Origin of the sequence: Rhizobium sp. BK512, from assembly GCF_014194915.1 — a bacterium.
Taxonomy (GTDB): Bacteria; Pseudomonadota; Alphaproteobacteria; order Rhizobiales; family Rhizobiaceae; genus Rhizobium.
On the sequence record NZ_JACIAS010000005.1, the window covers coordinates 393177 to 418395 of the forward strand.

Annotated in this window: 23 protein-coding genes; 6 read left to right on the forward strand and 17 right to left on the reverse strand. The window is 59.6% G+C overall.

Annotated elements, in window-relative coordinates:
- Position 1 precedes the first annotated feature (1 nt).
- The 12 genes from FHX06_RS19785 to FHX06_RS19840 all read right to left on the reverse strand — a co-directional run bounded on the left by FHX06_RS19785 (position 2) and on the right by FHX06_RS19840 (position 11627).
- Positions 2–367 carry an EamA family transporter gene (locus FHX06_RS19785; protein WP_409564427.1) on the reverse strand — a complete coding sequence of 122 codons (366 nt, stop codon included), beginning with the start codon at positions 365–367 and terminating at the stop codon, positions 2–4.
- Positions 364–1539 (reverse strand): GNAT family N-acetyltransferase, encoded by a 1176-nt coding sequence (locus FHX06_RS19790; protein WP_113213255.1) that lies wholly within the window; start codon positions 1537–1539, stop codon positions 364–366. The genes FHX06_RS19785 and FHX06_RS19790 overlap by 4 nt, the downstream gene beginning before the upstream one ends.
- Positions 1520–2335, reverse strand: coding sequence for an alpha/beta hydrolase (locus FHX06_RS19795; RefSeq protein WP_112542567.1), 816 nt, complete (start codon positions 2333–2335; stop codon positions 1520–1522). Before FHX06_RS19795 ends, FHX06_RS19790 begins: the two co-directional genes overlap by 20 nt.
- A complete protein-coding gene (locus tag FHX06_RS19800; protein ID WP_113212829.1) occupies positions 2325–3200 on the reverse strand; it encodes a fatty acid desaturase family protein in 876 nt (291 codons plus the stop codon). Before FHX06_RS19800 ends, FHX06_RS19795 begins: the two co-directional genes overlap by 11 nt.
- Positions 3197–3547 carry an EamA family transporter gene (locus FHX06_RS19805; RefSeq protein WP_112542569.1) on the reverse strand — a complete coding sequence of 117 codons (351 nt, stop codon included), beginning with the start codon at positions 3545–3547 and terminating at the stop codon, positions 3197–3199. The genes FHX06_RS19800 and FHX06_RS19805 overlap by 4 nt, the downstream gene beginning before the upstream one ends.
- On the reverse strand, positions 3544–4497 hold the full coding sequence (locus FHX06_RS19810) for an arginase family protein (RefSeq protein ID WP_112542570.1): 954 nt from the start codon (positions 4495–4497) through the stop codon (positions 3544–3546). The genes FHX06_RS19805 and FHX06_RS19810 overlap by 4 nt, the downstream gene beginning before the upstream one ends.
- Positions 4498–4501: 4 nt before the next feature.
- Positions 4502–5914, reverse strand: a complete 1413-nt coding sequence (locus tag FHX06_RS19815; RefSeq protein ID WP_113116508.1) for an aspartate aminotransferase family protein — start codon at positions 5912–5914, stop codon at positions 4502–4504.
- 12 nt (positions 5915–5926) lie between these two features.
- Entirely contained in the window at positions 5927–6610 is a 684-nt protein-coding gene (locus FHX06_RS19820; RefSeq protein WP_113212830.1) for an MtnX-like HAD-IB family phosphatase, read from the reverse strand.
- 87 nt (positions 6611–6697) lie between these two features.
- Positions 6698–8065 carry an ATP-binding protein gene (locus FHX06_RS19825; RefSeq protein WP_018114651.1) on the reverse strand — a complete coding sequence of 456 codons (1368 nt, stop codon included), beginning with the start codon at positions 8063–8065 and terminating at the stop codon, positions 6698–6700.
- Positions 8062–8724, reverse strand: a complete 663-nt coding sequence (locus FHX06_RS19830; RefSeq protein WP_112542573.1) for a response regulator transcription factor — start codon at positions 8722–8724, stop codon at positions 8062–8064. The genes FHX06_RS19825 and FHX06_RS19830 overlap by 4 nt, the downstream gene beginning before the upstream one ends.
- Before the next feature lie 216 nt (positions 8725–8940).
- Positions 8941–10089: an ABC transporter ATP-binding protein gene (locus FHX06_RS19835; protein WP_183880559.1), complete on the reverse strand. Its 1149-nt coding sequence runs from the start codon at positions 10087–10089 to the stop codon at positions 8941–8943.
- A gap of 335 nt (positions 10090–10424) precedes the next feature.
- A complete protein-coding gene (locus FHX06_RS19840; protein WP_113147752.1) occupies positions 10425–11627 on the reverse strand; it encodes an ROK family transcriptional regulator in 1203 nt (400 codons plus the stop codon).
- 240 nt (positions 11628–11867) lie between these two features.
- Between FHX06_RS19840 and FHX06_RS19845 the strand changes: the two genes are divergently transcribed.
- Together FHX06_RS19845 and FHX06_RS19850 are read left to right on the forward strand one after the other, a co-directional pair.
- Positions 11868–12788 (forward strand): ROK family protein, encoded by a 921-nt coding sequence (locus tag FHX06_RS19845; RefSeq protein WP_113147751.1) that lies wholly within the window; start codon positions 11868–11870, stop codon positions 12786–12788.
- Complete coding sequence (locus FHX06_RS19850) at positions 12785–14527, forward strand: GH116 family glycosyl hydrolase (protein ID WP_183880561.1); 1743 nt, start codon at positions 12785–12787, stop codon at positions 14525–14527. Before FHX06_RS19845 ends, FHX06_RS19850 begins: the two co-directional genes overlap by 4 nt.
- Positions 14528–14626: 99 nt before the next feature.
- On the opposite strand, the gene FHX06_RS19855 is transcribed toward FHX06_RS19850, so the two are convergent.
- Genes FHX06_RS19855 through FHX06_RS19865 form a run of 3 tightly spaced genes read right to left on the reverse strand, consistent with a single transcriptional unit; the run spans position 14627 to position 17633 of the window.
- The gene (locus FHX06_RS19855; protein WP_018114657.1) at positions 14627–15445 is read right to left on the reverse strand and encodes a carbohydrate ABC transporter permease; all 819 of its coding nucleotides are present in this window, start codon (positions 15443–15445) and stop codon (positions 14627–14629) included.
- Complete coding sequence (locus FHX06_RS19860; RefSeq protein ID WP_183880563.1) at positions 15442–16395, reverse strand: carbohydrate ABC transporter permease; 954 nt, start codon at positions 16393–16395, stop codon at positions 15442–15444. The genes FHX06_RS19855 and FHX06_RS19860 overlap by 4 nt, the downstream gene beginning before the upstream one ends.
- On the reverse strand, positions 16392–17633 hold the full coding sequence (locus FHX06_RS19865) for an ABC transporter substrate-binding protein (RefSeq protein ID WP_018114659.1): 1242 nt from the start codon (positions 17631–17633) through the stop codon (positions 16392–16394). The genes FHX06_RS19860 and FHX06_RS19865 overlap by 4 nt, the downstream gene beginning before the upstream one ends.
- Positions 17634–17838: 205 nt before the next feature.
- On the opposite strand from FHX06_RS19865, the gene FHX06_RS19870 reads away from it, so the two are divergent.
- Positions 17839–19137 (forward strand): glycoside hydrolase family 28 protein, encoded by a 1299-nt coding sequence (locus FHX06_RS19870; RefSeq protein ID WP_183880565.1) that lies wholly within the window; start codon positions 17839–17841, stop codon positions 19135–19137.
- A 405-nt stretch (positions 19138–19542) separates the two neighbouring features.
- Complete coding sequence (locus FHX06_RS19875) at positions 19543–20775, forward strand: MFS transporter (RefSeq protein ID WP_183880567.1); 1233 nt, start codon at positions 19543–19545, stop codon at positions 20773–20775.
- 184 nt (positions 20776–20959) lie between these two features.
- Here the strand turns inward: FHX06_RS19875 and FHX06_RS19880 are convergent, their stop codons facing one another.
- Positions 20960–22165: an MFS transporter gene (locus tag FHX06_RS19880; RefSeq protein ID WP_112542581.1), complete on the reverse strand. Its 1206-nt coding sequence runs from the start codon at positions 22163–22165 to the stop codon at positions 20960–20962.
- Positions 22166–22270: 105 nt separating this feature from the next.
- Here FHX06_RS19880 and FHX06_RS19885 point away from each other — a divergent pair, with 105 nt between their 5' ends.
- Positions 22271–23221: an AraC family transcriptional regulator gene (locus tag FHX06_RS19885; protein WP_183880569.1), complete on the forward strand. Its 951-nt coding sequence runs from the start codon at positions 22271–22273 to the stop codon at positions 23219–23221.
- 182 nt (positions 23222–23403) lie between these two features.
- Here the strand turns inward: FHX06_RS19885 and FHX06_RS19890 are convergent, their stop codons facing one another.
- On the reverse strand, positions 23404–23856 hold the full coding sequence (locus FHX06_RS19890) for a VOC family protein (RefSeq protein WP_113202405.1): 453 nt from the start codon (positions 23854–23856) through the stop codon (positions 23404–23406).
- A gap of 418 nt (positions 23857–24274) precedes the next feature.
- Here FHX06_RS19890 and gcvA point away from each other — a divergent pair, with 418 nt between their 5' ends.
- Positions 24275–25162, forward strand: a complete 888-nt coding sequence (gene gcvA, locus FHX06_RS19895) for a transcriptional regulator GcvA (RefSeq protein WP_183880571.1) — start codon at positions 24275–24277, stop codon at positions 25160–25162.
- The last annotated feature ends 57 nt before the right edge of the window (positions 25163–25219 follow it).

The window sequence follows — 25219 nt, forward strand, 5'->3', positions numbered from 1 at the left end:
CTCAGCCGGCAGGTCTCGACGCTGTTGCGATCAGCCAGACGCCGGCCAGGACCAGAAGGCTGCCTGCGAGCCGAAGCAGCGGCAATGGCTCGTCGAAGACGATCCAGGCAACGCCCATGATGAGGACATAGCTGATGGCCGAGAGCGGGAAGGCCTTGCTGAGATCGAGCTCGGAGAGAACGGTCATCCAGATGGCAAAGCAAACGATCTCAGCGCCAATCGCCGCCAGGAACCAGTGTGACGACAAAATGTCGATCAGCCAGGTTCCGCCGGCTCTGTCTGCATCGATAGCGCTCTGCTTCAGCAATATCTGTTGCGCCATGTTTAGAAGCGGCACCATTAGCCAGATCGGCCGCAACGCTCTCACGCCGTCACCTCGCCGCCATCATCGGCCGCAAACAGCGGCGACATCATTTTGAGAGCGAATTGCAGCAGTGGATTGGAATGGCGAAAATACATCGCATTTGCCGTCAAGCGGCTTCCGAGCCGAACCTTGTTGCGATAGTAGGCCTGCCCGCTCTGATAGCGGCCAATCCCGTGATTGAGACAATATTCGAGATTGGTGCACCAGCTGAGATAATAGAGGTTGTGGGACCTGCCCTTCTGGCCATCCATGCAGAAGAATTTGTCGATCAACCTGTCCTTGTCATGGATCAGCAAATTGGCAGCAAGCAGGTCGTCCCCCACAAAATACATCGCGCAGAAGGACCGCCCCGGCATACCCTTCAGTACACCATCGAAATAGGCCGGCGTCAGTTCTTCGAACTGTAATCCGCTCCGCTCGCGAGTCTCGCGATAGAGCTGCATAACGCGCGGCAGAAGATCATTGAAATCCTTGCGATACTCGATCCGTACCTCCTGCCGGCTCCGCAGCTTCCGCCGCATATCCTTGCGGGTCGCCGAGGACAGTGCGGCGAAATAGGCGTCGATCGTGTCGAATCCGATGTCCAGACATGCCGTCGGCAGTCCACCGATCTCGGCGTACCCTCTTGCCGCCAGGACCGGCTCCAGACCGGACGGGATGGGGTGGGGCAGATCCTTAAGCGCTGTAAGCGAGCAGCCTTCCATGCGCGCATGCGCCTCAAAAGCATTGAGAAGTTCGGCAAAGAGCTTTGGCCGGCGGGCTTGCGCGATATCAGGATGAAAGCCGATGGAGGCAGTCTCCGTGCAGGGCGAGCCAAGGCAAGCAAGACGGAGCGTCAGGAACCCGCTGAAGATGCGGCGGATACCTTCCACCGTTCTGCGGAACCTGCCAGCTTCCAGGGTCGTCTCAAGGGCATAGCGGCAAAGGAATGCCGGCATGGCGGCGACAATCTCGTCGCCTTCGCGCATGATCGCGTAGCGCCACTCGAATCCGTCGATACCGGCTTCCTCGACCGCAAGCAGATAGTCGTAGGTCTCGATCTCCCCAGGGAAGCAGGCATCCCAGGCATCGCGGTCGAGCATGCGAATGCTCGGGACGATCATCGCAACTGCCGATGTCGGATCGCTTGAGACCTGCGTTTCAGGTGACCGCACTTTAAGCGCTTGCTGCTGCATATTCTGCCTCGAAGAATTCCGCCGTCATGTCAGCTACCCGCCTGTGCTGCCGATCGAGATGGATCATGTGATAGCTGTCGTCGAGCCAGCGCAGTTCCCGCCGGCCGCCGATGTGCGATGCGATATACAGGGCATGCGAGGGGCCACTGAGATCGTCTTCGCGCGAATGGAGGATCAAGGTCGGTGTCTTGATCTCGGGAAGCCGGGCTTTCAGCGTCCGGCCAAGCTCATGCATTTCGATCAGGCCACGCCCCGGAAAGGTTTCAAGCATGCCCTCGCCCGTCATGCCGGCCACCATGCGGCGCATGCGCTCGTCCTTGATGCCGAGGGACGTCGTCTCCCGAAAATTCAGCCGGTCGATGAATGGGATAAGCGAGATCCAGCGAATGTGCGGCGAAAACAGCGAATAATAGCGGGGCACGTCCCATCCATCGTAGTGGAAGCAGGGCGAATAGACAGCGACGGCGCGGATCGACAGGGGATTGCGATCGGCTGCCATCATCGCCAGCTTGCCGCCAACGCATATTCCGGCGGCAAAGACCGTGTCGCTGCGTTCGCTAAGCCAGCCAGCCGCGGCTTCGACGCTGTCGAGCCAGTCCTCCCAGCGCGAGCGGCGGAGCGTCGCTTCGTTTTCGCCGTGGCCGGCCAGCAGGGGAGCATAGACGCTGAAGCCGCGGCGATGGAATTGCCTTGCCACAAGCCGCATTTCTGCCGGCGCTCCCGTCAGCCCATGAACAAGGATGACGCCCTTGCCGTTCGTGCCCTCGAGAAAGAAGGAGAGACTGTCAGCCGACATGCGGGAATTCTCCCTGCTGGCGGTTTTCCTTCGCCATGAAACCCAGCGCGTGGCAGGTGCTGATCACATGCGTGCCTGCCGCCTCCTGCTCCTGCTTGATCTGCTCATGAAAGGTACTGAGCTTCGTCCAGTGCATCTTAGGGCGGTAGTGATGCTCGGCGTGGTAGCCGTTACCGAACCAGAGCCAGTTATAGAAGCCGTTATGGCTGCTGACACCCCAGGCAATTGGAACATCGGGGTCGCCGTTCAGATGCTCATAGTAGCCGTTGAGGGAGGACAGGCAGTTCCCCAAATAATAAAACGGCAGGAAAAAGAACGTCGCTCTCCAGTCATAGACAAGAGCGAGGAAGACGAAGGCGAAGAACGATACGAGTTCAATGCGCCCCCATCTCGCATCGAACGGCCTTTTCTTCGCAATCGCCCGATGGATGTCACCGAGATCATCGCGGAAGAAGCTGAGAAAGGTGTAGGAGAAGACGTTTTCCGGCTCGCCGTTCTTGCCGTGCTTGTAGATCGACAGGAGGTCGACCGTCTCGCCGTTTTCATTGGGACGGTCGCTGTTGCCGGAATGATGGCGCATATGCACCCAGTGATAATAGACCTGCGAAAAGCCGATCGTTACGGATTCGAGCAGGCTGAATGCATAGTTCATCCACTTCGGCTTGAAATACGGCGTGTGGATGAAGTTGTGCGAGATGCTGTTGATGTTCCACGATATCGACACGGCATAGACCGCGCCGAGCACAGCCGACAGCCAGAGTGGCCGGCTTGAGAAGCCGGCAATCAGATAGATGTTGAATGCCAGATGCGCTGTCGCGGCAAGCACCGGCATGACATCCCATTTCGTGTGCGCGAAGATTTTCATAGTCCCGTCGCTCCGACACAGACCACGCCGGCCGTCACCAGGACGATGCCGAGAGCGTGGCGAAGGTTGATGGTTTCCTTGAAGATGACGGCGCCTGCAAAAGCGATCGCCGCATAGCTCAGCGCCATCAGTGGAAAGGCCACCGACAACGCCACCTGTTCCAGCACGCGCGTCCACATCACCAGTTCGACCGCCCAGAACACGATCCCGAGCCAGATGACCGGTTTCTGCAGGGTTTCGAGCAGCGCGCTTGCAGCGCCGTGCTTGAAGCACAACTCACGGCCGGTTTCGGCAAGAACGCAAAAGGCAATGATGGCGAACGTCCATGCTGTCAGTCCCGTTGTCATGCCATAAGCTCCGACAGGACTTCGAGCAGCGCGTGGTTTGCCGCACTGTTGATGTTGCGGGCAGCCTTCATGTCGTGATGACGGAAGGGCTGGTCGATCAGCACCTCTGCCTTCTTGATCGTCCGCGTGTAGAGATCGCCGCCGTAATACGGCGTCGAATAATCGCCGGTCACGTCCGCTCCGATGAGATGGTACCGTTCACCGATCTCGCTGAGCAGCCAAAGGACATAGGGTAACCGCATACGGCCCTGATCCCAATTGGTCACGGCATCGGCGTCGGAGAGAGCGTCCTTGTCGATCGTGACGTAGACCGCTTCGGTTTGGATGCGGCCGAGAAGCCGGTCGAGGAAATTGCTCTCGCCGAGTTCCGATATCGATTGCCAGTGCAGGGCTCCGTCGATCTGGCTGAAACTCGGGCCGGAACCGTAATGCGATTTCACTTTGCTCGGCGGATGCTTATAGGGATAAAGTTCAAGGCGTCCGTCGGCTAGCGGCACCAGATTGGCGCCCTTGCGCTCCGGTGACCTGAGGTCGTGGCTGCAAACGCCGAGGGTTATCACCTTTTTGACCAGGGGCTGTTCAAGCGCTTTGTTGACCCACGAACCGCAATGCATGCCGGGATCGAAATGCACCCAGTCGGGGTGATTGTCGATATGGATGACGGTGACGGCTTTGCGGCTATTCTCGAGGGCCTGTGACAGAAGAAGAGCCGTCACATGATGGAAGTCGCCCGATCCCATGAAACAAAGGCGGGCGCCTTCACCGGTTGAGGGCCGGGCCTTCGCCAGGTTGCGCCAGACGGTATCAAGGTCCGGCCGGCGCCCCCACAGCCTGATGGCGCGGCCGCTATCCTTGTCGTCGACTTCGTGCGCCCCGGCCATCTGGCAAGAATGCACGAAGTCTGGCTGCAACTCCAACGCATCATCAAGATGGAGAAGGAGGAGCTGCAAGGTCCTATCTCCGCTCGGCGCGCGTCAGAAGCTGATCGAGCAGCGAGATAGCAAGCTCGATCTCCTCGCGGCTGATCATCAGGTTCGGCGCAAGGGTGATGACGTTCTTGTGGTATCCGCCAACGTCGAGCACCAATCCATATTTCCTGCCATCGACCGCAAGATCACCCTTCATGCCTTCGTCGGACATCCAGTCGAGCGTCGCCTTGTCGGGAGTGAACCCGTCAGGCCCGCAGATTTCCATCCGAAGGGCAAGGCCGAGGCCGTCGACATCACCGACGATAGGATGCCGCGACTGCAGCTCCTTCAGGCCTTCGAGGAAGAGCGCGCCTTTTTCCACCACGCTCGCGCCGAAGTCGGTTTCAGACACCATCTTCAGCGTTTCGAGAGCGACGGCCGTGCCCATCGGGTTGCTGGCGAAGGTCGAATGCGTGGAGCCCGGCGGGAAGATCGTCGGGTTGATCATCTCTTCTTTGGCCCAGATGCCCGAAAGCGGGTTAAGACCATTGGTGATTGCCTTGCCGAAGACGAGCACATCCGGCGACACGCCGAAATGTTCGATCGACCAGAGCTTTCCGGTCCGATAGACGCCCATCTGAATCTCGTCGACGACAAGCAGGATGCCATGATCGTCGAGGACCTTCTTGAGCTCCTTGAAGAAATTCATCGGCGGAATGACATAGCCGCCAGTGCCCTGGATAGGTTCGATGTAGAAGGCGGCATATTCCGATTTTCCAGCCTTCGGATCCCAGACGCCGTTGTACTCACTTTCAAACAGCCGCGCGAATTTCTGGACGCAATAGTGCCCGTATTCCTCCTTCGACATGCCCTTCGGTCCGCGAAAGTGATACGGGAATTCGATGAATTGGGCCCGTTCGCCGAAATGGCCGTAACGCCGGCGATAGCGGTAGCTCGAGGTGATCGACGTCGCGCCGAGCGTTCGTCCGTGGTATCCGCCCTCGAAGGCGAACATCAGGCTCTTGCCGCCGGTATAGTTGCGAACGAGCTTCAAGGAATCCTCGACTGCCTGCGAGCCGCCGACATTGAAGTGAACGCGACCTTTCGAACCGAATTTATGTTCGGCATCCCGAGCGATCAGCGCTGCGAGCTCGACCTTTTCGCGATGGAGATATTGCGAAGCAACCTGCGGCAACCGATCCAGCTGCCGATGCGCGGCATTGTTCAAACGCTCGTTGCGATAGCCGAAATTGACGGCGGAATACCACATCTGGAGATCGAGAAATGGTGTTTCGGCCGCGTCAAAGACGAATGAACCATCGCAGCTTTCGAAGAATTTCGGCTTCTGCGAGTAATGAACCGTATCGCCGTGGGAGCAATAGGTCTCTTCGAGCTGTCGCAGCTCGTCTTCAGAGGCGGTGGGGTGCACATTGGCAGCAAGTTTCAGGTTGGAACGCATGAAGTCCTCTTCTCACGCAGTTTTTGCCACGGCCTGTACAACAGGCTGCCGTGACGGGCTGGAAAGGATGGTTGCGACACTCGCCTGGATTTCGGCGAAGCCGCTGTAGGGGATGAAAGGAAGGCAATTCGCGCGGCAGTAGTCCGCAAGCTTGGCCTTGGCGAAGACAAGCAGCCCCTCGTGGGAGACGCAGAAGTCGCTGCGGCCGTCGCCGATATAGACATGGTTGCCGGACGGCCTCACCTGGGCGCACTTGCACACGCCGGCACCGGCGGTGCAGCTCGCGCCCTTGAATGGAAAGCCCAAATCGAATTCAGGCATGCCGACGTGCGGGCGAGAAACCAGCCTGTTTGCGATGATCCGAATGTCATCCAGGCCATGCCTGGCAAGGACCCGCCTGATAAAATGATCGACACCATCGCTGACGATGACGAGTTCGAGCCCGTTCTTCTCACAGAAGGCCTTGAAAGCCCCAAAGGCATTGTCGATTTCGATCGTGTCCAGAAATGCGTCGATGTCTTCGCGTCTTGCCTGAAGCAGCTGGATCTGGCGGCGCATGCACTGGGCGGATGTGATCCTGCCGTTGGTCCACTGATCTTCGATCTCGCGCCACTCCGCGCGCGCAAACCGGTCCAGAACGAGATCCGTCACGTCCTCTTTGGATATGGTCCCGTCGAAATCGCAAAACACCTGCATCGCATGCTCCTTCACTGTGAAGAAGCATTTAGCCTCGCGAACTGAAGGCGAGATGAGGCGAATATGAAGCGAAACTGAATTGACCGCTTATGCGGCAGGAATATCGAGGTCCACCTTCAGGCCGGAGCCCCAGGCAGGCGTGCTGAGGCTGATCCCGATGTCGAGACGGTTGCCGATATCGGCAACGATCGGCAATCCCAGTCCCGCACCCTCCCCGGCTTGCGCGTCGAGGCGGTTGAACCGCTGAAAGGCGGCCTCCCGCTGCTCGAGCGGGATACCGGGGCCGCTGTCTTCGATGCAGAGCCGAAATCCGCGCGAGCCGGGTTCGATGCGGACCTCGATCCGACCGCCGGCGGGCGAATATTTGATCGCATTGTCGAGGACATTATCGATCATGACACGCAGCAGAGCACGGTCGGTCAAGACTTGCGGGTCTTGGGTTGCGACGAGCCCGACGTGGAAACCCCGGCGATTGAGGATGACCCCGAAATCCGCCAGGGCTGCCGCCGCAATCTGGCGGAGCGGCAGCGCCTCCAGCTGTACCGGTTGATGGCTGACGCGTGCAAGCCGCAGCAACTGCTCTATGAGATGCATGGCGCGCTCGTTGCTGACCACGAGGTCCTTCAGCAGGGCCGCGCGCTCCTCATCGGAATCGGCACGATCAAACATTTGCAAGAGCAATTTGATGCCGGCCTGCGGCGTTCGCAATTGATGGGCCGCAAGATCGGAAAAGCGCCGCTCCATCGTCAGCGAGCGGCCAAGCTTTCGCAAAAGATTGTTGAGCGAGTGGACAAGCGGCGCCAGATCCCGCGGCAGGGCTTTCGTGGCGATCATCGACAGGTCATCCGGCGTACGGGCACGGATCTGCGAGACCAGCTCCCGGACATTGGCAAGCCCGTTATTGATGGCGAGCCAGATAATGATCGCACTGACCGGCACAAGAATGAGCAGCGGAAAGGCGAGATTGAGAAGGATGTTATCGACGAGGCCTTCCCGAAGGATGATCTTTTCGGCGACCTCGATCGTCACGTCACTATTCGGGATGGGCAGAGCATAGACCCGCCAGAGCTCGTTCTGATAGGTCACATCGGTGAAACCGGCCGAGAACCGCTTGACCTCATCAGGAAAGGCGTTGCTGCTGGCAAAGGCCAACGCTGACCCCCTCCAGGCGCGAAACGAATGGGCGTCGGCATAGTCGTCCGCGTCCTCGTTGAGAGCAAGCTGGTTGTCCATGGTGAAATCAAGATCCGGGACCTGCACCGTCGGTCTTGCCGTCAATCTTGTGAGGGGATGCTTCATCAACGACCAAAGTACGTTGGCGTCATTGATCAACTGCGCATCGTAGATATTGTCGATCTCGCGCGTAGCACTGCGATAGGCGAAGATACCAACGATGGCGATCGTGATGATGAGCGTCGGGAGAATGCGGAGAAAAAGGCGTTGGCTAAGTGTCACTGCTGCCGCTCGACCATGTAACCGACGCCGCGGATCGATCGGATGAAATCAGTACCGAGCTTCTTGCGCAGGTTATAGACCGTTACTTCTATCGTGTTGCTCTCAACCGAAACATCCGTGTCGTAGAGCGCATACTCGATATCGTTCTTCGTGACGTAACGTCCGCTCCTCTCCATGAGGAGCCTCAGGAGATGGAACTCCTTGGCGGGGATGTGAAGCTGTACGCCATTTCGGCGGGCCACCATGGCCGAAGGGTCGAGCTCGACGTCGGCGCATCGAATGATTGTTTCGGTGCGGCCCTGCCGTCGCCGGATCAGCGCACGCAGTCGGGCGAGCAGTTCGTCAAGGTCGAAGGGTTTGACGAGGTAATCGTCCGCGCCTTCGTCCAGGCCGGCGACGCGGTCGCGCACGCTGTCGAGCGCTGTCAGCATCAGGATCGGAACGTCGTTGCCTCCCCTCCTGAGCGAACGGGCCACATCAAAGCCGCTCGCCTTGGGAAGATTGACGTCGAGGATCACGCATCCAAATTGGCTGTCGCGCAGCGCGTCGAGCGCCGTCTCGGCATCGCGGAACCAATCTAAGCCATAGGCGTGTTTCTCGAGTGCACGTTTCAGCGAGGAGCCGAGAATGTAATCATCTTCGACCAGGAGTATGCGCACGTCCGCATCCTTGCGATTTAAATTCTCACCATGCTTCTTCGGTCTCGATTGAGGCCGAAATCCGGCGAAGATTTCCGCATGCTGTCGGAAACCCCTCTACGCTGGTGCGGATACTTCAAGACCGAACCGGATTGTGTGATCAGTCGGCGGCAGACCGGCAGGCTTTGTTCCTGACGGATCGCCTCATCGCAACAGCCTTATGAACGGCGGGGCGTTTCAGGCCTCGACATTTCCGGCGCTCACGACAGTCGCGGCGGCGACAGGCGGTTTTGTAATGGAATTGCCGGTTTGGGCTCGAAAGAGATGAAGGCGTGCAGGTCGGACCACAAGCTGCAGGACTGCTCGATCCTTGATCGCGACATGATCAGGCAGGTGGACGATCGTTGCAGTCCCGCTGCCCTCCACCGTGCCATAGACATAGGTATCCGTGCCGATGCTTTCGGCGTAATCGACTTCGAAGCCGATCGGATAACCGTCGCCGCCACTGCCCTTGGCGAGTTCGAAATGGCTCGGCCGGACGCCGAGGATCACAGGTTCGCCGACGCTCGCCTCTCCCTGCTGTGCCGGAATGTCCAGGCGGCCGAAACCCGGCACGTCGACGACAACATGACCCGGACCGGCCCCGGAAAGCACGCCATCGAAGAAGTTCATCTGCGGCGAGCCAATGAAGCCGGCGACAAACTTATTGGCGGGGGCCTCGAACAGTTCCAACGGTGTACCGACCTGCTCGACATGTCCGGCATTGAGGACGACGATGCGGTCCGCCATCGTCATGGCCTCAACCTGATCATGCGTCACATAGACCATAGTGGCGCCGAGCCGTTTGTGGAGACGGCTGATCTCGCCACGTGTCTGAACGCGAAGTGCAGCATCCAGATTGGACAGCGGTTCATCGAACAGAAAGAGCTTGGGGTTCCTGACAATCGCGCGACCGATCGCCACGCGTTGCCGCTGGCCGCCAGAGAGCTGTTTCGGGCGTCGGTCGAGGAGCGGCTCGATGGCGAGCATTCTTGCCGCCTCCGTCACGCGCCGATCGATTTCGGCCCGACTCATCGTGAGGTTTTCGAGGCCGAAGGACAGATTCTTGGCAACGGTCATATGGGGATACAACGCATAGGACTGGAACACCATCGCGATCCCGCGATCCCCCGGCGGCGATGCCGTCACGTCATCGTCGCCGATAATGATCTTCCCGCCGCTCACGCTTTCAAGGCCGGCGATCAAACGAAGCAATGTGGACTTGCCGCATCCTGAAGGGCCGACCAGAACGACGAATTCGCCCTCGTCCACATCGAGATCGACACCATGGAGAATCGAATGATGGCCGAAGCTCTTCCTGACATCGTTCAACTTCAGACCGGCCATGAATCCATTCCTTTTGAGTTCCTTCCGAAGGCAGCCGCGAGCGCACCGGCAGTCGGATATCCTCCCTCATGTTCCCTATAGTCTGCGTGGAACTAATTAGTTCGTCAAGATGACGAACGTAATTTTCTGTTGCAGCGATTGTCGGTTTTCTCCGCCTGCAGGCGGGATTTTCAATAAATTGATCTCATCAGAGCTCGCGCCGGCGCGGGTTTCCAGCGGGGTCCCTCTCGGATATCCGACCCTACAATATCACCTTGATCGGTGGTGGAACCCTCATTTTTGCCCACCACGTCGGTGCCGCCAGCGTTGTCGCGTTGAACAAATCTACGTGACAATCAAAGCGGCGGCGGCGGCAAGCGCCGCTGCTCCGGCAGGGTCTGGGGAGAGAAAAGCAGGTTGTGAACGTGGTTCAGCCCGATTGCGAGGGCCCCAACCAGCGTTGCCCGCCCGCCAAGAACACTTGCCTCGACATCGATGGCACGACGGCTCGCCTTGACAATCCCGCGCCGGACGCCTTCGGCAATGAGAGGATGGCGGCCGATGCTGCCACCGAGAACGACTATCTTCGGATCGACGATCGCATTGACCGAGACGACCAGCAGCGCAGCAATGTCCGAGACTTTCCCGATCACCTCGACCGCGACAGGATTGTTCTCTTCGGCAAGGGCCAGGATGTCCCGGACGGAGGTATCCTTCTTGCCCCCGGAACGCTCGTAGAGCTCGCTAATTCCCCTAGCCGCTATCGCGCATTCCAGCGCGCCTCGTTCAAGGCTGTCCTTCGTATAGGGATCGGCGCCAAACGGCATATAGGAAATCTCGCCACCCGCTCCGTTCGCGCCGCGCATCAGCTTGCCGTCCTGAAGCACGCCAAGCCCGATACCGGTCCCGAGCGAAATGAAGGCCACAGTATCGATTGCGGTCGCGCATCCCTGCCAGGACTCGCCGATGACGGCGGCGTTGACGTCGTTTTCCAGAACAACGGGACAGCCAAGCCTCTCGCTGAGCGTCCTGCCAATATCGATATCGGTGATATCGGCGAGGTTCGGTGCCATCGAGAGCGCGCCCGTCGCGGGATCGACGACACCCGGCGTTGCTATCGCCGCCACGAGGACGAAGTCCCTGGCAATGCCCATCTTTGCAAGCATGTCCGACAGCATCGCCTCCACCTGGTCAATCAGATGATAGCCGCCGCGACGGTCGGATGGATATTCGATTTCGCCGACAACGGTCCCAACGATATTGCCGAGCACGATGCGTGTCGTCGTCGCGCCCATGTCGATACCGACAGCATAGCCGGCATCCCCATTGACCTCATAGGTGATGGCTGTGCGGCCAATGCGCCCGCTCGTGACGCCCTTTTCTCGAACCCAGCCAGCTTCCTCCAGCGCCCTGATGACCTCGGACATCGTCTGCTTTGAAAGGCCGGTGATCTTTGAAAGTTCGGCTCGCGACGTGGGGCCTGCATGGAGCAGCACGTCCATAACCGCGCGCACGGAAATCTGTCGCAGCACGGGCGGCGCGTTTTCGGTCAATACCATCGTCTAGCTACCCCGCCAGATCCGTCTTCATCGTTGTATCGGTGTTCTGCTTTTTCCATGAAAGCCCGCCGATTTCAAACTGCTTGTTGACAGCCCGCAAGCGCGGCCATAATAAATTCGTCAACCTGCCGAACAAATATCGCAAAAGGACTGCAATTGTCAAATATTTCAACCATTGCATCTGGCTTGCGACGGGCAAAAATCACTCGTCGCGCGGACGAAGCGGGCGGATCTCAAGGCATGGTCGCCGGCGTCGACCTCGGCGGCACCAAGATCCTGGTAGGGCTTGCCGATCTGCAGGGACGTATTCTAGCAAGGGCCGAAGAGCCGACCGAACATGGCGCGGACGCTCCTGTATTGCGGCAAATTCCACGGATGATTTTGTCGCTGCTGCAGGAAAATCGCGAACGCGGTCCGTTGCTTAAGGCTGTCGTCGGCGTACCCGGGGCGGTCTCGCCGGAAACGGGGCTTGCTTCGCTTTCCCCTCACTTGGCCATACCGGCCGATCAGCCGCTCGCTGCGTTGCTCGCACGTGCCCTCCCGTGCCCGGTCGTGGTTGAGAACGACGTGAACCTCGCGGCGTTTGCCGAAGCCACGCTCGGCAAAGGACAGGATCAGGATTCGCTTGCATTTATCGCCTTCGGAACCGGCGTCGGCATGGGGCTGGTCGTCGGTGGAAAACTCTTCCGCGGCCGGCATGGACGAGCAGGAGAACTTGGTTTTCTTCCGCTAGGTCCCAATCCTCATCAGGCGGCGCCGCAGGCACGCGCCGGTCTCTTCGAGGATCAGGTTGATTCGCCTGCAGTGCGCAGCCTCTATGGCGATGGCACCCTGCCGGTCGCCGAGATATTCGCTCGCGCTTTGGCTGGAGACGGGCAAGCTGTCGCCGCCATCGAAACGCTCGCGAAATCGGCCTCGGTCGGCCTTGCCGCCGTACAGGCCCTCTTCGATCCCGCCCTCATCGTGCTGGGCGGAGGCATAGGCTCGCGTCGCGAGTTTGTCGATGCCGTCAGGCGTCACATGCCGATGTTGCTGCCGTTTGAAACACGTATCGAGGCAACCGGGATCGGCCCTGAAGCCGGCATGCTCGGGGCGCTCATGCTCGGCCTGACCGACCATGCGGCAATTGAGAATGTAGAAAAACAGGAAGCCGTCCGATGAGTGCAGCACAATCAAAATCACAGGTTCTGACACCGCTTGACGACGGACAGCTTCGCTCGTCGACGCCGGTGCTCGTCCCGTTCATGGCCCCGCGCCTGCAGGGTGATTGTCGACCGGAAGGTAGGATCGAGCTTTCGCTATGGGGCGCGGGCAAGCTCGTCAATCTGACGTTCACCGGCTGGAGCGCCCCTTTCACTTATGCACCGAACCGCGTGGAAGCGCATGGTGGAGGGCTCTATGTGGCGCAGTCGGCACCGGCGCTCTTCTTGAAAGGTGCAAAGCTGCGGACCTTCATCCCTGCCCGGCGCTGCGCATGGTGGGGCACGACGACGAAGCGCGAACCCATCGAACGGCAAGAGGGTCGCCGCATTGCCCGCACCGGCTGGGGCGTCGCCATCGCGGAGCAAAGGCCTGACGGCATCTTCGTGACGGCCGGTGCGACGATCGGGGAAGCGCTTGCAGCTCTTGAGCTCGACCAGACGAAACTGATTGCCGAGGCCAATGCCTATGTCACGCGTTGCGACGCGATGCCCGAGGCGCCTGCTCTGATGCGCAGCATGATCTCGCAAAGCCTGCACGCCGCCTTTTCGAGCATAAGACAGGACGAGCACGGCGCCTTTGCCGGCCTTGCCGCCGGACAGGCCTACAGCGCGCCGGCTCGCACCTATTACCGGGACGGCTATTGGACACTCCAGGCTCTCCTGGATCGGGAACCGGGCGCCGTCCGCGCCCAGATCGATCTTCTGGCACGAGGGGTGCAGGACAACGGCGAAGCGCCGAGCGGCGTCATCCTGACAGGACGAGGACAGGCCGAGGAATGGGAAAAGGTACGCGTGACAGATCCACGGATCAAGGAGGAGCACCTTCGACCCGGCGATTGGTGGAGCGACCATTTCGACAGCCCGCTCTTCTTCATTCTGACGATCGGCGATTACATCAATGCGACCGGCGACAGCTCGCCACTTTCCCTCTACTGGGATAAGGTTGTGGCGATCTTCAATCGTTACTGCAGCTTCGACGAAACCGGAACAGGCTTGCCGATCAAGCCGCGGCACGACCGCGATTGGGCCGACAACGTTTATCGTCACGGTTATGTCGCCTATGATCTCGGCCTGTGGATCGGCGCCCTCGACGTCATCGCAAAGCACGGCGCCGCGCTCGACAAAGCCTTTGCGTCGAAGGCGGCAGCCGTGGCGCAAAAGGCGCGTGCTTCGCTGGACGAGGCGCTTCTGCAACCGGGCGGCACTTACGCGGACTACGGGACAAAGGCAGATTTCGTCGAAGACCATCTGACGCTCGACAGCCTGACGCTGCTTCGCTTCAAGGCGGTTTCTCCCGAGCGGGCGAAAGGCGTTCTCGCCAAGGTCCAGGAGATCCTGGAAAGTCGCAACAATGGCGAACAGCCTTACGGAGACTGGGGCGTGCTTTGCGCCTATCCGCCGTTCAAGCGCCCCAAGGATACGCGTGAGAAATCCTATTTCGCCTATCGCTACCACAATGGCTCAGACTGGCCCTATCTTTCCGGGCTCTATGCCGAGCAACGGCTTGCCTACGGTCTGGACGGCGCGGATTACCCGCTCCTGCGCTGGTGGGAGACCTGCCTCGAAGAGGGCTGGATGGGAGCGGTCGAATATTTCTCGCCCCCCTGGGGACGCGGCTCGCTGCTTCAGGGATGGAGCAGCATGCCGGCCGCCGCCGCGCTTGCCTACAAGGATAGGCTGCCGGACGCGATCCGCTAGAGGTTTGCGACCGATCGCCACCGAGGCGGTTTTTTTGAAAGAGCAAATGCCAAAGGGCCGCCCGAAAGGCGGCCCTTGAAGTATGGAATATAGCAGGCCCTATTCCTTCGTTGCGCCCGCCATCAGGCCGCTCATCAACATGCGCTGCAGGGCTGTAAACATGACGAGCACGGGCAGCACCGAAAGCACCGACATCGACAGCAGCCTCGGCCAGTTGATACCGAAGCGCCCGACCGTATTGGCAAGCGCGACCTGGACTGTCCATTTGTCCTGGTCACTGATGATCAGGAACGGCCAAAGATAATCGTTCCAGCGCCATACGAGATTGAAGGCGAGCAGCGTGCCGATCGCAGGTATGGCGAGCGGAACAATGATCCGCCACAGGATCCGCCATTCCGGCGTACCGTCGAGTCGTGCCGCCTCCAGAAGACTGTCAGGAATATTGGTGATGTATTGGCGCATGAGGAAGACCCCGGTCGGGGTTGCCGCCGGCGCAATAATGATGCCTGCCAGCGTGTCGAGAAGATTGAGATCCCGCAGCACCAGAAAGACCGGGATCATGATGATCTGCAACGGCACCATCAACGACGACATGATGAGCAGGAAGAAAAGTGTGTCTCCCTTGAACCGAAATTTCGCGAGCGCGTAGCCAGCCATGACGCTGATGGTGACGGACAGTAGCGCCGAGAGCACGGAGACAATGGCCGAATTGCGGAAGAAGATGAGGAACTTCGCGCGCGACACCGTGTCGACAAAATTCTGCAAGGTCGGCTGGGCCGGCAAAATGGTTGGCGGCCACTGGAAGATCTCCTGTTGTGATTTCAACGAAGACAGGAAAAGCCAGATCGGCGGCATCAGGAAGACGAACAAGGTCAGCACGACGAAGGCCAGTCGCCAGGGAGAATAGATGCGTGTCATTTCTCGCTCCGCGATACGCGCAACTGGAAGATCGTGAGGAAAAGCAGGATGATGAACAGCACCACGGATTGGGCGGCCGCAACGCCAGCCTGCATCGGCTTTTGGAACGCGGTGTCGTAGATCGTCTGTATGAGATAGACCGTTGCCTTGCCCGGCCCGCCGCCCGTCAGCGATACGACGAGCTCGTAGACCTTGAAGGCCTCGATAGAGGAGAGGACCAGGACGACAGCGAGCGTCGGCTTTAAGAGCGGCAAGGTGATATGGGTGAATTGCCGCCACTTGCTGGTGCCGTCGATCGAGGCCGCCTCGTAGTAATCAGTGGAAATCGCGGTCAGGCCCGCAATGAAGATCATCATATTAAAGCCGGCTTGCGCCCACACCCAAGCGATGACGACGGCGATCTGAGCCATCGTGTCCTGTTCGAGCCATGGGACCGGGGCGAAGCCGATCAGTGAGAGCAGGTAGTTCACAAGGCCGTTATTGAGGCCGAAGAGCCATCGCCAGGCAACGCCGATGATCAACAGGCTGATCATTGACGGGAAGAAGACGATCGTACGGACGAAGGCAAACAGCCTGGTCTGTGGCGCCAGCAGCAGAGCCAGCGCCAACGAGACGACAATGTTCAGCGGAACCGCGATGATCACGAAAAGAACGGTCTTGAGCAATGAAACCTGAAAATCGGCATTGCTCAGAAGCCCGATAAAGTTATCCAGGCCGACATATTGCGGCAGCGTGTTGGGCACCTGCGGAACGACGACCACACCCCGCTTGAAGAAGGCCATGAAGAGGCCCTGGACCAGCGGATAGAGCGTGAAGGTAACGAGGAGCGCCATTGTCGGCACCATGAGCAGGTAGGGCCACCCGAGGCTTGCCAGGCTGCCGCGCAGGCCTTTCGGCACCGGGTGGGGACCCAGTGCCGAACGGCTGTCTTCCAATATGCCCGTCGTCACTTGCTAGCCTCAAGCGAGGCATCGGCTGCCTTCTTGATCTGCGATATGGCTTCGGCGGAGGTGACCTGACCGGCAACAGCCTGCGTGACGGCTGTCTTCACGGTCCCCCAGACGGCCTGCATCTGCGGCCAGGCCTGGTCGGTCGCAGCGTAGGCAGGGCTGGCGTTCAACTCGGCCTGCATTGCCGTGATCGCTTCGGTCGCGGCCGGATTGTCGTACTTGACGGCTGCTGCCTTCATATTGGCCGGGATCATGCCGAAGGTCTTGGCATACTGTCCCTGGATCTCCGGCGAGGTGATCCATTTGATGAAATCGATCGCTTCCGGAAGATGCTGGCTCGTGTTGAAGGCCACGATATAGTCGCCTCCGTAGATCGACGAGGCGACCGTGCCCCGCGGCGTCGGGCCAGCCTGCCACGCAAAATGCGCGTTATCCGCCAATCCGGCGATTTGCCAGCTTCCGGACATATAGGCTACGGCCTGACCGGCTGTGAAGATTTCCTTCGGATTGTCGGAGCTCGCGCCGGACCAGAGACCGGGCGGCATTGCTGCCTTCGTGATGTCGATGAACTTGTCGAGCGTGCTCGTCCACGCTGCCTCGTCCATGACGACCTTTACGGGTTCCTTTTCCGTGTAGATGTGGTTTCCGTACTGATATTCATGAACGATCCAGCGGCTTGCCGAAACGTCCCAGACGAGCGGATAGCGAGTACCGGACTTTTCTGCGACTTCCTTGATCTTGGGAACGAACTCATCCCACGTCCAACCGGTCGCGTGGTCCGGGACGGCAACGCCGGCCTTCTTGAAGGCGTCGACGTTCAGGAAGATGCCCGTCGAGGTCACACGCAACGGCGCGGCGATGACCTTGTCGTCGAGCTTGGCGCCATCACCCCAACCTTTGACGAAGTCGTTGATCCATTCAGGGCCGATCTCCTTTTTGAGGTCGACGAGGAACGGACGGATGACCGGCTCCATCGATGAGGTGAGCGACAGATCCGGCATGATGCCGGAGGCGGCATATTGCTGGAATTTCTGGACCATCCCATCATAAGGGGTGATCTCGAGGTCGAAGGTCGTGTCCGGGTGGAGTTTTGTGTACTGATCGAGCAAGGCGCGCGTGTTCGCCTCTTCCTGGTCGTTGTCGACATACCAGACGATCTTCAGTTCGGATGCTGCCGCAAGCGAAATCGTCATCGCCAGGGCGCCTGCCGTCATCATCAATGTCTTGAGCGGTTTCATAGGGTTCCCCTTTTTGCTCCTCAAACTCTGGCAACGACCAGCCTCCAAATCTCCCTTTGGCCGATCGTTTGTTCGTAACCATGACGAATTAAATACGAGTTTTCGGCGGTGTCAACACAAACAAGATTGACAGGATGAATTAGTTCGTCCTGTTGACGAATAAAATGACGTGGCTTAATCATCCCCAGAGTAACGAGGATCGCCAATGGATATTTCAATCGAGCCCGATGGCGCTGACCTGCAGCAATCCATCGACAGTCTGGTGCGCGCTGGCGGGGGAACGCTTCTGCTGCAGCCGGGTCGGCACATTACGGGGCCAATTCGCCTGTTCAGCGGTGTGACACTGTCAATCGGGCTGGGCGCTACACTCGAGTTCGTCCCTGATTACGAGCTTTATGCAGGAAATTCGGTGAGCGTCATCGCCGAGAAGTCCGATCGCGCCTATATCGTTGCGCAGGAGGCCCATGATGTCGCGATCGTCGGCGACGGCAAGATCCTCGCCTCGGGCGCCGCCTTCAGCACCGGCTTTGACCAGACGGTCGGCACCTATACGCCGAGCGAAAAACGCCCACGAGTCCTGGTGTTCGAGGACTGCAGCAAGATCAGGCTGGAAGGCTTTGTCATCGAAGATTCGCCGATGTGGACGGTCCACCTCGTGCGCTGCCGTGATGTGGTTGTCGAGAGCATCACGGTGCTCAACAATCGACAACTCCCGAATACGGACGGGATCGTCATCGACAGCTGTGCAAAGGTCGCCGTGCGACGTGTCATCATCAAAACGGCGGACGATGGCGTCTGCCTCAAGACGAGCCGCAGCGGCAAGGGCATCGCACGCTGCGAGGAGGTCGAAGTTTCGGACTGCCATGTCGAGAGCAACAGTTGCGCATTGAAGATCGGAACGGAGAGTTTTGGTGACATCCGCCATGTCGCCTTCACGCGTTGCGAGGTCCACGATTCCAATCGCGCCCTCGGCATTTTCTCGCGTGATGGCGGAGCTATTGAAGATATTGCCTTCTCGGACATAGATATCGATTGCCACGAAACGTCCGATGGTTTCTGGGGCTCGGGTGAGCCGCTCACAATTACGCAGCTCGATCGCCGGCCGGAGACGCCTGCTGGCGTCGTGAGCAACGTCCGCATCGAGAACGTGACGGGGAACTGCCAGGGTCCGATCAACCTCTTTGCAGAGCGAAGCGGCGGAATTACGGGAATGAGCCTCAGCAACATCAAGTTGACGATTGAGGAAGGCTCCCTGGGGACAGCGAGGCAATATGACCTGCGCCCCACGAGTGCCGACCTATCCCCGCCCAAGGATCACGAGGGTCGTGGCAATGCCTGGCTCCGGGGGGCCGACGGAAAAATTGTCGGCCTCGTCGATTACCCAGCGGGCATGCCGGCGCTCTTCGCGCACAATATCGCCGGGCTCACGTTCGAGAACATCGAAATCCAGCGTCCGGAACCTCTGCCAAACGGCTGGAACACCGAGACCCTTTGCATCGAGTAATCGATAGAGGTCGATCATGCCAGGAATAGCCGGGCGCGGGACGTGACGGTCGATGCATGCGAAGAAGCGACGTCCACGACCCCGGATTATGGTTGCCCCGAAGCCGGTGGACGTCTCCAAGGGCTGAGACGGATTGGACTTACCGATCAAGCGGGACGTGCGTAAGGCTCCACAGGATCGCTATGTTGAAGACCAGCCGCCCGAAAGATTGCAACGGCGGCAGCTTGATGCCGCCCAATTGATTGCCGCATGTACGGATTCTCAGGTTTTCACCAAACTTAACTGTCGGCCTACGTCCGGCCTCCTAAGATCCGGGAGACGCCGAGCCCCAAAACCATGTGAAGTAGATACTAAACCGCATCCCACGACGGAGGCAGGCAGTCGTCTTTAACGATGGAGGCCAGCATGCTCAATAAAGCCTTTGACGCCCAATGCTCTGCCGTAAAGGTGCACTGCACCGATGCGGCGCAACAGCGGAAAGCCGGTTTGACGCTTTTCGCGCTCGCCCTGGGAAGCTTCTGCATCGGCACATCAGAATTCGCAAGCATGGGAATCTTGCAGCTGTTTGCGGCAAGCCTGGGGATCGATCTGCCCGCGGCCACGAATGCGATTACGGCATACGCCTTCGGTGTCGTTATCGGCGCGCCACTTGTCACTCTAGCCGCCGCTCGCCTGAACCGACGAACGCTGCTTCTATTGCTCATGACCCTCTTCGTGTGCGGAAACATCCTCTCAGCTTTGGCGACAGACCTCCGGATGTTTGCGGTGGCTCGTTTCATCAGCGGCGTACCTCAAGGAGCCTATTTTGGGGCAGGAGCGGTGGTTGCGTCGTACATTGTCGGGCCCGGACACGGAGGCAAGGCATTTGCGCTCGTCATGAGCGGCCTGACGATCGCCACGATCGTCGGATCACCCCTCGCCACCTTCCTTGGCCAAAATCTCGGATGGCGCAACACCTACCTCGCCGTCGCGTCTCTCGGCGTCTTGTCAACGCTGACGCTGTGGTTCTGGGTCCCAAAGACAAGCTCCTTGGATGGCGGCTCCGTCGCCCGGGAGCTCGCTTCTCTCGGCAGATCGTCAGTCTGGTTGATGATGATGGTGGCCGCGCTCGGCGTAGCGAGCATCTTTGCGGTCTATACATTCATCGGTGTTTTCGTGACCGACGTCGTTGCCATAGGCGCGGAATGGATTCCCGTTGCCCTTGCCCTGTTTGGCATCGGCATGACGGTGGGGAACCTGGTGGGGGGCAGGATTGCCGACGTGCACCCGGCGCGCGGCATTGTAGTCGGCTTTGGAAGCGCCCTCATCGTGCTTGCGATTTTGGCCAGCTTCGGCTCGAACATCCCCACGCTCTTCGTCGGGCTTTTCTGCGTGGGAGCAACAATGATGACCGCGATACCGACAATCCAGGTCCGCCTTACAAGACTTGCGCCGGAAGCCCCGACCTTGATGGGCGCCATGAACCTGGCCGCGCTCAATGTTGCGAACGCCATCGGCGCTTGGGCGGGTGGGGTGGCCATCGGCAACGGCTTCGGCTTACTGTCGGCAGTATGGGCCGGGTTCTGTCTCACACTCTTGGGCTTAGCAGTGTTCGCGCTGATCCTGCGTGGCGGCCCGCAGACAGCGTTAGCGCATTGAGGCGACCTAGGGCACCGATAGAGTTTTCAAGTCAGGCCGGCTGACGTACTGATCGCCGGCCGACCGGATTGGCCGGAGCCATCAATTGCAGCAGATCAAGGATCTCTACCGTGAACATTTCCAATTACGCTTGATGAGTCAGGCCGTTCCAGGCTGGCAAGAACGGTTCACGGTGGAGATTTCGCTAAGACGCCGCCGCTACCGTTTTCCGGCTGAGGATGCCGATCACGAGGGCGCCGCACAGCGCGGCAATAGCTGCAAAGCCGAACACCCCGGGCAACCCCTGTGCTTCGACAGTGAGGCCTCCAATAGCCGCCCCACTCGAAATGGCGACCTGGAAGGTGGTCAACATCAACGCACCTGCGCTTTCTGCTTCGTCGGATGCTGCCTGTGTGACGAAGCTCTGAACGCTCACCGGCAGAGCACCGAAGGCAAACCCCCACAGTGCGGTCGCGACGAAAGCAACGCTTGGAAGGCTGCCGGCCAGCGCTAGCGCCAATGTTGTTGCAGCGATCCCGGTAGCCGCGATGACGATGGACAGTGCCGTGTTGCGCTCGGAAACAAAACCGCCGAACAGATTGCCGATGAAACCGCCGATCCCGAAGGCCAGCAGAACCGCCGATATCCCCTCGACCCCAAAATGTGGCACGGTTTCAAGGAAGGGCCGAATGAAGGTGAAGCCGGCGAAATGACCGGCGACCACCAGCAAGACGGTCAGAAGGCCCAGTCTGATTGCCGGGCGGCGTAGCACCGTGGCCATCGTGCCCAATCCTGCAGCGCCGACCGACGGCATCGCAGGCAGGGTTAGGAGTTGGGTCATGAAGGCAAGACCGCCGACCGCAGCCGCGATGACAAATGCAAAACGCCAGCCATAGACCTCTCCGACCCAGGCGCCGACGGGTGCAGCGCAAACTGTTGCAACGGATACGCCGGTCATGATGATCGCCATCGCCCGGGGCATCAGCCGCTCGGGAACAAGCCGCATGGCGAGCGCCAGCGACAAGGCCCAGAAGCCGCCGAGCGCGATCCCCAGCAACCCTCGAGCAACGAGAAGCGTCGCGAGCCCATCGGCGAATGCCGCCAGGAGACTGGAAATGATGAGCAGGGCGGTCAATCCGAGCAGAGTGAGACGACGGTCAAACCGGCTGGTGCCAATGACAATTGCAGGGCCTGCTATCGCGCCGATCACAGCGGTCATGGTCACCGACTGGCCGGCAGCGCCGATACTGACGTGAAGATCTTGTGAAATCGGTGTGAGCAGGCTGGCCGGAAGAAACTCGGCCGTCACGAGGCCGAAGACGCCGAGCGAGAGCGATACGACGCCTGCCCAGGCCGGACTGGCCTCCTTGTTGCTGGTATGGAAGCCGTTGGCTTCGGGATTGATGTTCATTGCCGTCTCCAGAAATTGTGCTGACAAGGCTAGACGGCTCGCGCTGGTGTTTCTATGCTAGAAAATCTACAAGACATGACCATTCGTCCAAATAACGAGGACACGATGAGTGACGCATTGACGGAAATGATGCGGGGGCTTCGTCTTGACGGCGTCGACTACGGCCGCTGCCAGCCGTCGGCCCCATGGGCGACCGCGTTTCCGACAAAGGGTGAAGCGCAGTTTCATTTTCTTGCGGCCGGACAGGCATTCGTGCAGACGCCGGACGGAGAATGGATGGAAATGCACCCGGGTGATGCGGTCCTGCTGCCGCGGGGCGATGCCCATGTCCTTGCAAGTGCGCCAGGCATAGTGCCGACGCCCGTCGAAGCCCTGCCGCGCAAGGCGGTCTGCGATGGCATCGTCGATCTGCAATGCCCCTGTGCAGATAGCAAGAACCTGCTGTTCTTCGCGGTCATGCGTTTCAATGTCGACAAGCGCCATCCGTTGCTGCAACTGATGCCCGATGTGATGCGCACAAGCGATCTTGCGGCCAGTGAACCTTCGATTCCGGCCCTGCTCGATGCGATGATGCGCGAGGTCGATATGAACCGCGTCGGGGCTGGCGGAATCCTCGCCCGGCTTGCGGATGTTCTGACCGCGACGATCATCCGCGCTTGGGTGGAGCACGGCTGCGGCGACTCCTCTGGATGGTTGACCGCCGTTCGCAATCCCGATGTGGGCCGGGTCCTGGCAGCGATCCATCTCGATCCGTCCCATGACTGGACGGTCGACGAACTCGCTCGCAAGATGGGCGCCTCCCGTTCCGGGTTTGCAGAGCGCTTCGCCAAAATCGTTGGCGAGACACCCGCTCGGTACGTCGCCCGCATGCGCATGCACCAGGCGCATCAATGGCTGCGGGAAGGGCAGCGCGTGGCTACGATTGCCGAACGTCTTGGCTATGAATCGGAGGCGTCATTCAGCCGGGCGTTCAAACGCATCATCGGCGCCCCGCCCATGACGTTCCGCGGGCGACCGCAAGATGGTCGTGCTTCCTCGCCGGAGCGCCTCATTTGATGGGAACCGAAACGCTGTGACTTAGTAGCAGTGCTCCGGTCCCTCCGGCGAGATTGCCAGAGCCCAGCGCTATTCCCGGAAGTCACGTGATCGATCGAGATCATAACCGGGAATCTGACGAAGCGTCGGCGTGTCTTGTGATGGGCAGCCGACAGTCGAAGTAATCGGCCTCGCCCTCCTTCCTAGCCTCGATAGGCCCGCTCGAGATCGGTGATGACGATCTTCTTCATCTTGTACATTGCCTGTAATACCCGTCCTGCCTTCTCCTTGTCGGGGTCGGAGACCATCCGCAGCAGGATCGATGGCGAGACCTGCCAGTAGACGCCGAACTTATCCGTCAGCCAGCCACAAGGCTGTTCCTTGCCGCCTCCAGACGTCAACGCGTTCCAGTAATAGTCGGTTTCCGCCTGGTCGTCGGTTTCGACTAGGAAGGAAAACGCCTCATTGTATGGCACATGAGAGTGAGCGTTCAGAGCGGCTATCGGCAGGCCCTCCAGTTCGAAGCGGACAACCGACAACTCAGGATCAGGCAGATCGATGCGCCCGAGTATTCTCGATCCCTTGAAGACCGACGTGTAGAACTCCATGGCCTCCTCGGCCCGAGACGCGAACCAGAGATGGGGATAGATTTTCATACGGCTTCTCCTTCAGTCGAGGCGACCGGCAGTCCGGCCATTGCCGGCCTGGATCAATGACCCATCCCAATCACGCTCAAAGCCGATGTCCTGCAGTCGGTGGTTGGAAAGGCGTGCAAGATATCCCATCGTCCAGCGGTGCCTGATTGGAGCGACCAAGCGAACCACCTGTTGGATGGTCGCTGTACGAAGCGGTTCGAGCGCCGCCATGGATAGCGGGGCGGGCTCAGCGGTATTGAGACCGCAACTTCCATTTTGAGCGAGAGTAATAGTCACAGCAATCTCCATTTCTAGAACCTGACGTTGCCATTCGCGAGATCGGGAAAGGCGTTGTCGATGGCCGAGAGTGCGCTGCTCCTGGCTGGACGACAAACGAATATTCGTGCAGGATTTGTGAGCAATAGTCACAGGTGAACCGATGCCGAGACGACTTCCGCCTCTCACCACCCTTCCGGCCTTCGACTCTGCGGCCCGTCATCTGAGCTTCACCAAAGCAGCGGCAGAACTCCATGTGACGCATGGAGCTGTCAGTCGTGCCATCCGCAACTTGGAGGAACAGCTCGGCACCCGGCTTTTTGAACGGGGAACCCGCTCCGTCCAACTGACGTCGGAAGGTGCCGCCTATGCTGCGGAGATCGGCGCAGCGCTGGATCGGATAGGTGCTGCGACAATCGTCGCAAGCGCGCCCAAATCAGCAGGCGTCCTCAATGTCAGCACGTCGGACGGCTTTGCCGGCCGGTGGCTTGTGCCGCGGCTCCATCGCTTCCATCGCGCCAACCGTGACATCGATGTGCGTCTGTCGACGTCCGGCACGTTTTCGGATTTCATCAGAGACGGAATTGACATCGCGATCCGCTACGGCGCCGGAGGATATGAGGGCGTGATATCGGAGTTCCTGGCTGAGGAAGAGGTTTCGCCTGTCTGCAGTCCGGAGCTGCTGCAGGGGGAGCATGCGCTGCGAACACCCAACGACCTCAAGCATCACAGACTCATCCACGACAACTTCCGCATCGACTGGGCGACCTGGCTCCGGGCCGCGGGTCTGGACGATATCAACCCCAATAACGGGGTAAGGTACGAGTCTGCGGCCTATGCCGTAGAAGCGGCGGTGCATGGCGAAGGCGTGCTCCTGGGCAGGAGCGCGCTCGTCTCTGCCGACCTGGCGGCTGGCCGACTTGTGCGGCCTTTTGACCTCGCGCTGAAATCCAGATGGAACTACTATGTCGTCTACCCGGACGGCGCCCTGCGTCAGCGGAAAGTCAGAGCATTCCGCGACTGGCTGTTCAGCGAAATGGTGGTCGGCTGAACTGGAAGCCCACAGAACGCGATAGCGCTAGCCAGAAGCCGGGTTCCGAACGCGCAA

Coding starts and splice junctions, on each gene's coding strand:
- FHX06_RS19790 (WP_113213255.1), bottom strand. CDS start 1,539: ATGCAGCAGCAAGCGCTTAAAGTGCGGTCACCTGAAACGCAGGTCTCA.
- FHX06_RS19795 (WP_112542567.1), bottom strand. CDS start 2,335: ATGTCGGCTGACAGTCTCTCCTTCTTTCTCGAGGGCACGAACGGCAAG.
- FHX06_RS19800 (WP_113212829.1), bottom strand. CDS start 3,200: ATGAAAATCTTCGCGCACACGAAATGGGATGTCATGCCGGTGCTTGCC.
- FHX06_RS19805 (WP_112542569.1), bottom strand. CDS start 3,547: ATGACAACGGGACTGACAGCATGGACGTTCGCCATCATTGCCTTTTGC.
- FHX06_RS19815 (WP_113116508.1), bottom strand. CDS start 5,914: ATGCGTTCCAACCTGAAACTTGCTGCCAATGTGCACCCCACCGCCTCT.
- FHX06_RS19820 (WP_113212830.1), bottom strand. CDS start 6,610: ATGCAGGTGTTTTGCGATTTCGACGGGACCATATCCAAAGAGGACGTG.
- FHX06_RS19835 (WP_183880559.1), bottom strand. CDS start 10,089: ATGGCCGGTCTGAAGTTGAACGATGTCAGGAAGAGCTTCGGCCATCAT.
- FHX06_RS19840 (WP_113147752.1), bottom strand. CDS start 11,627: ATGGTATTGACCGAAAACGCGCCGCCCGTGCTGCGACAGATTTCCGTG.
- FHX06_RS19845 (WP_113147751.1), top strand. CDS start 11,868: ATGGTCGCCGGCGTCGACCTCGGCGGCACCAAGATCCTGGTAGGGCTT.
- FHX06_RS19850 (WP_183880561.1), top strand. CDS start 12,785: ATGAGTGCAGCACAATCAAAATCACAGGTTCTGACACCGCTTGACGAC.
- FHX06_RS19855 (WP_018114657.1), bottom strand. CDS start 15,445: ATGACACGCATCTATTCTCCCTGGCGACTGGCCTTCGTCGTGCTGACC.
- FHX06_RS19865 (WP_018114659.1), bottom strand. CDS start 17,633: ATGAAACCGCTCAAGACATTGATGATGACGGCAGGCGCCCTGGCGATG.
- FHX06_RS19870 (WP_183880565.1), top strand. CDS start 17,839: ATGGATATTTCAATCGAGCCCGATGGCGCTGACCTGCAGCAATCCATC.
- FHX06_RS19875 (WP_183880567.1), top strand. CDS start 19,543: ATGCTCAATAAAGCCTTTGACGCCCAATGCTCTGCCGTAAAGGTGCAC.
- FHX06_RS19880 (WP_112542581.1), bottom strand. CDS start 22,165: ATGAACATCAATCCCGAAGCCAACGGCTTCCATACCAGCAACAAGGAG.
- FHX06_RS19885 (WP_183880569.1), top strand. CDS start 22,271: ATGAGTGACGCATTGACGGAAATGATGCGGGGGCTTCGTCTTGACGGC.
- FHX06_RS19890 (WP_113202405.1), bottom strand. CDS start 23,856: ATGAAAATCTATCCCCATCTCTGGTTCGCGTCTCGGGCCGAGGAGGCC.
- gcvA (WP_183880571.1), top strand. CDS start 24,275: ATGCCGAGACGACTTCCGCCTCTCACCACCCTTCCGGCCTTCGACTCT.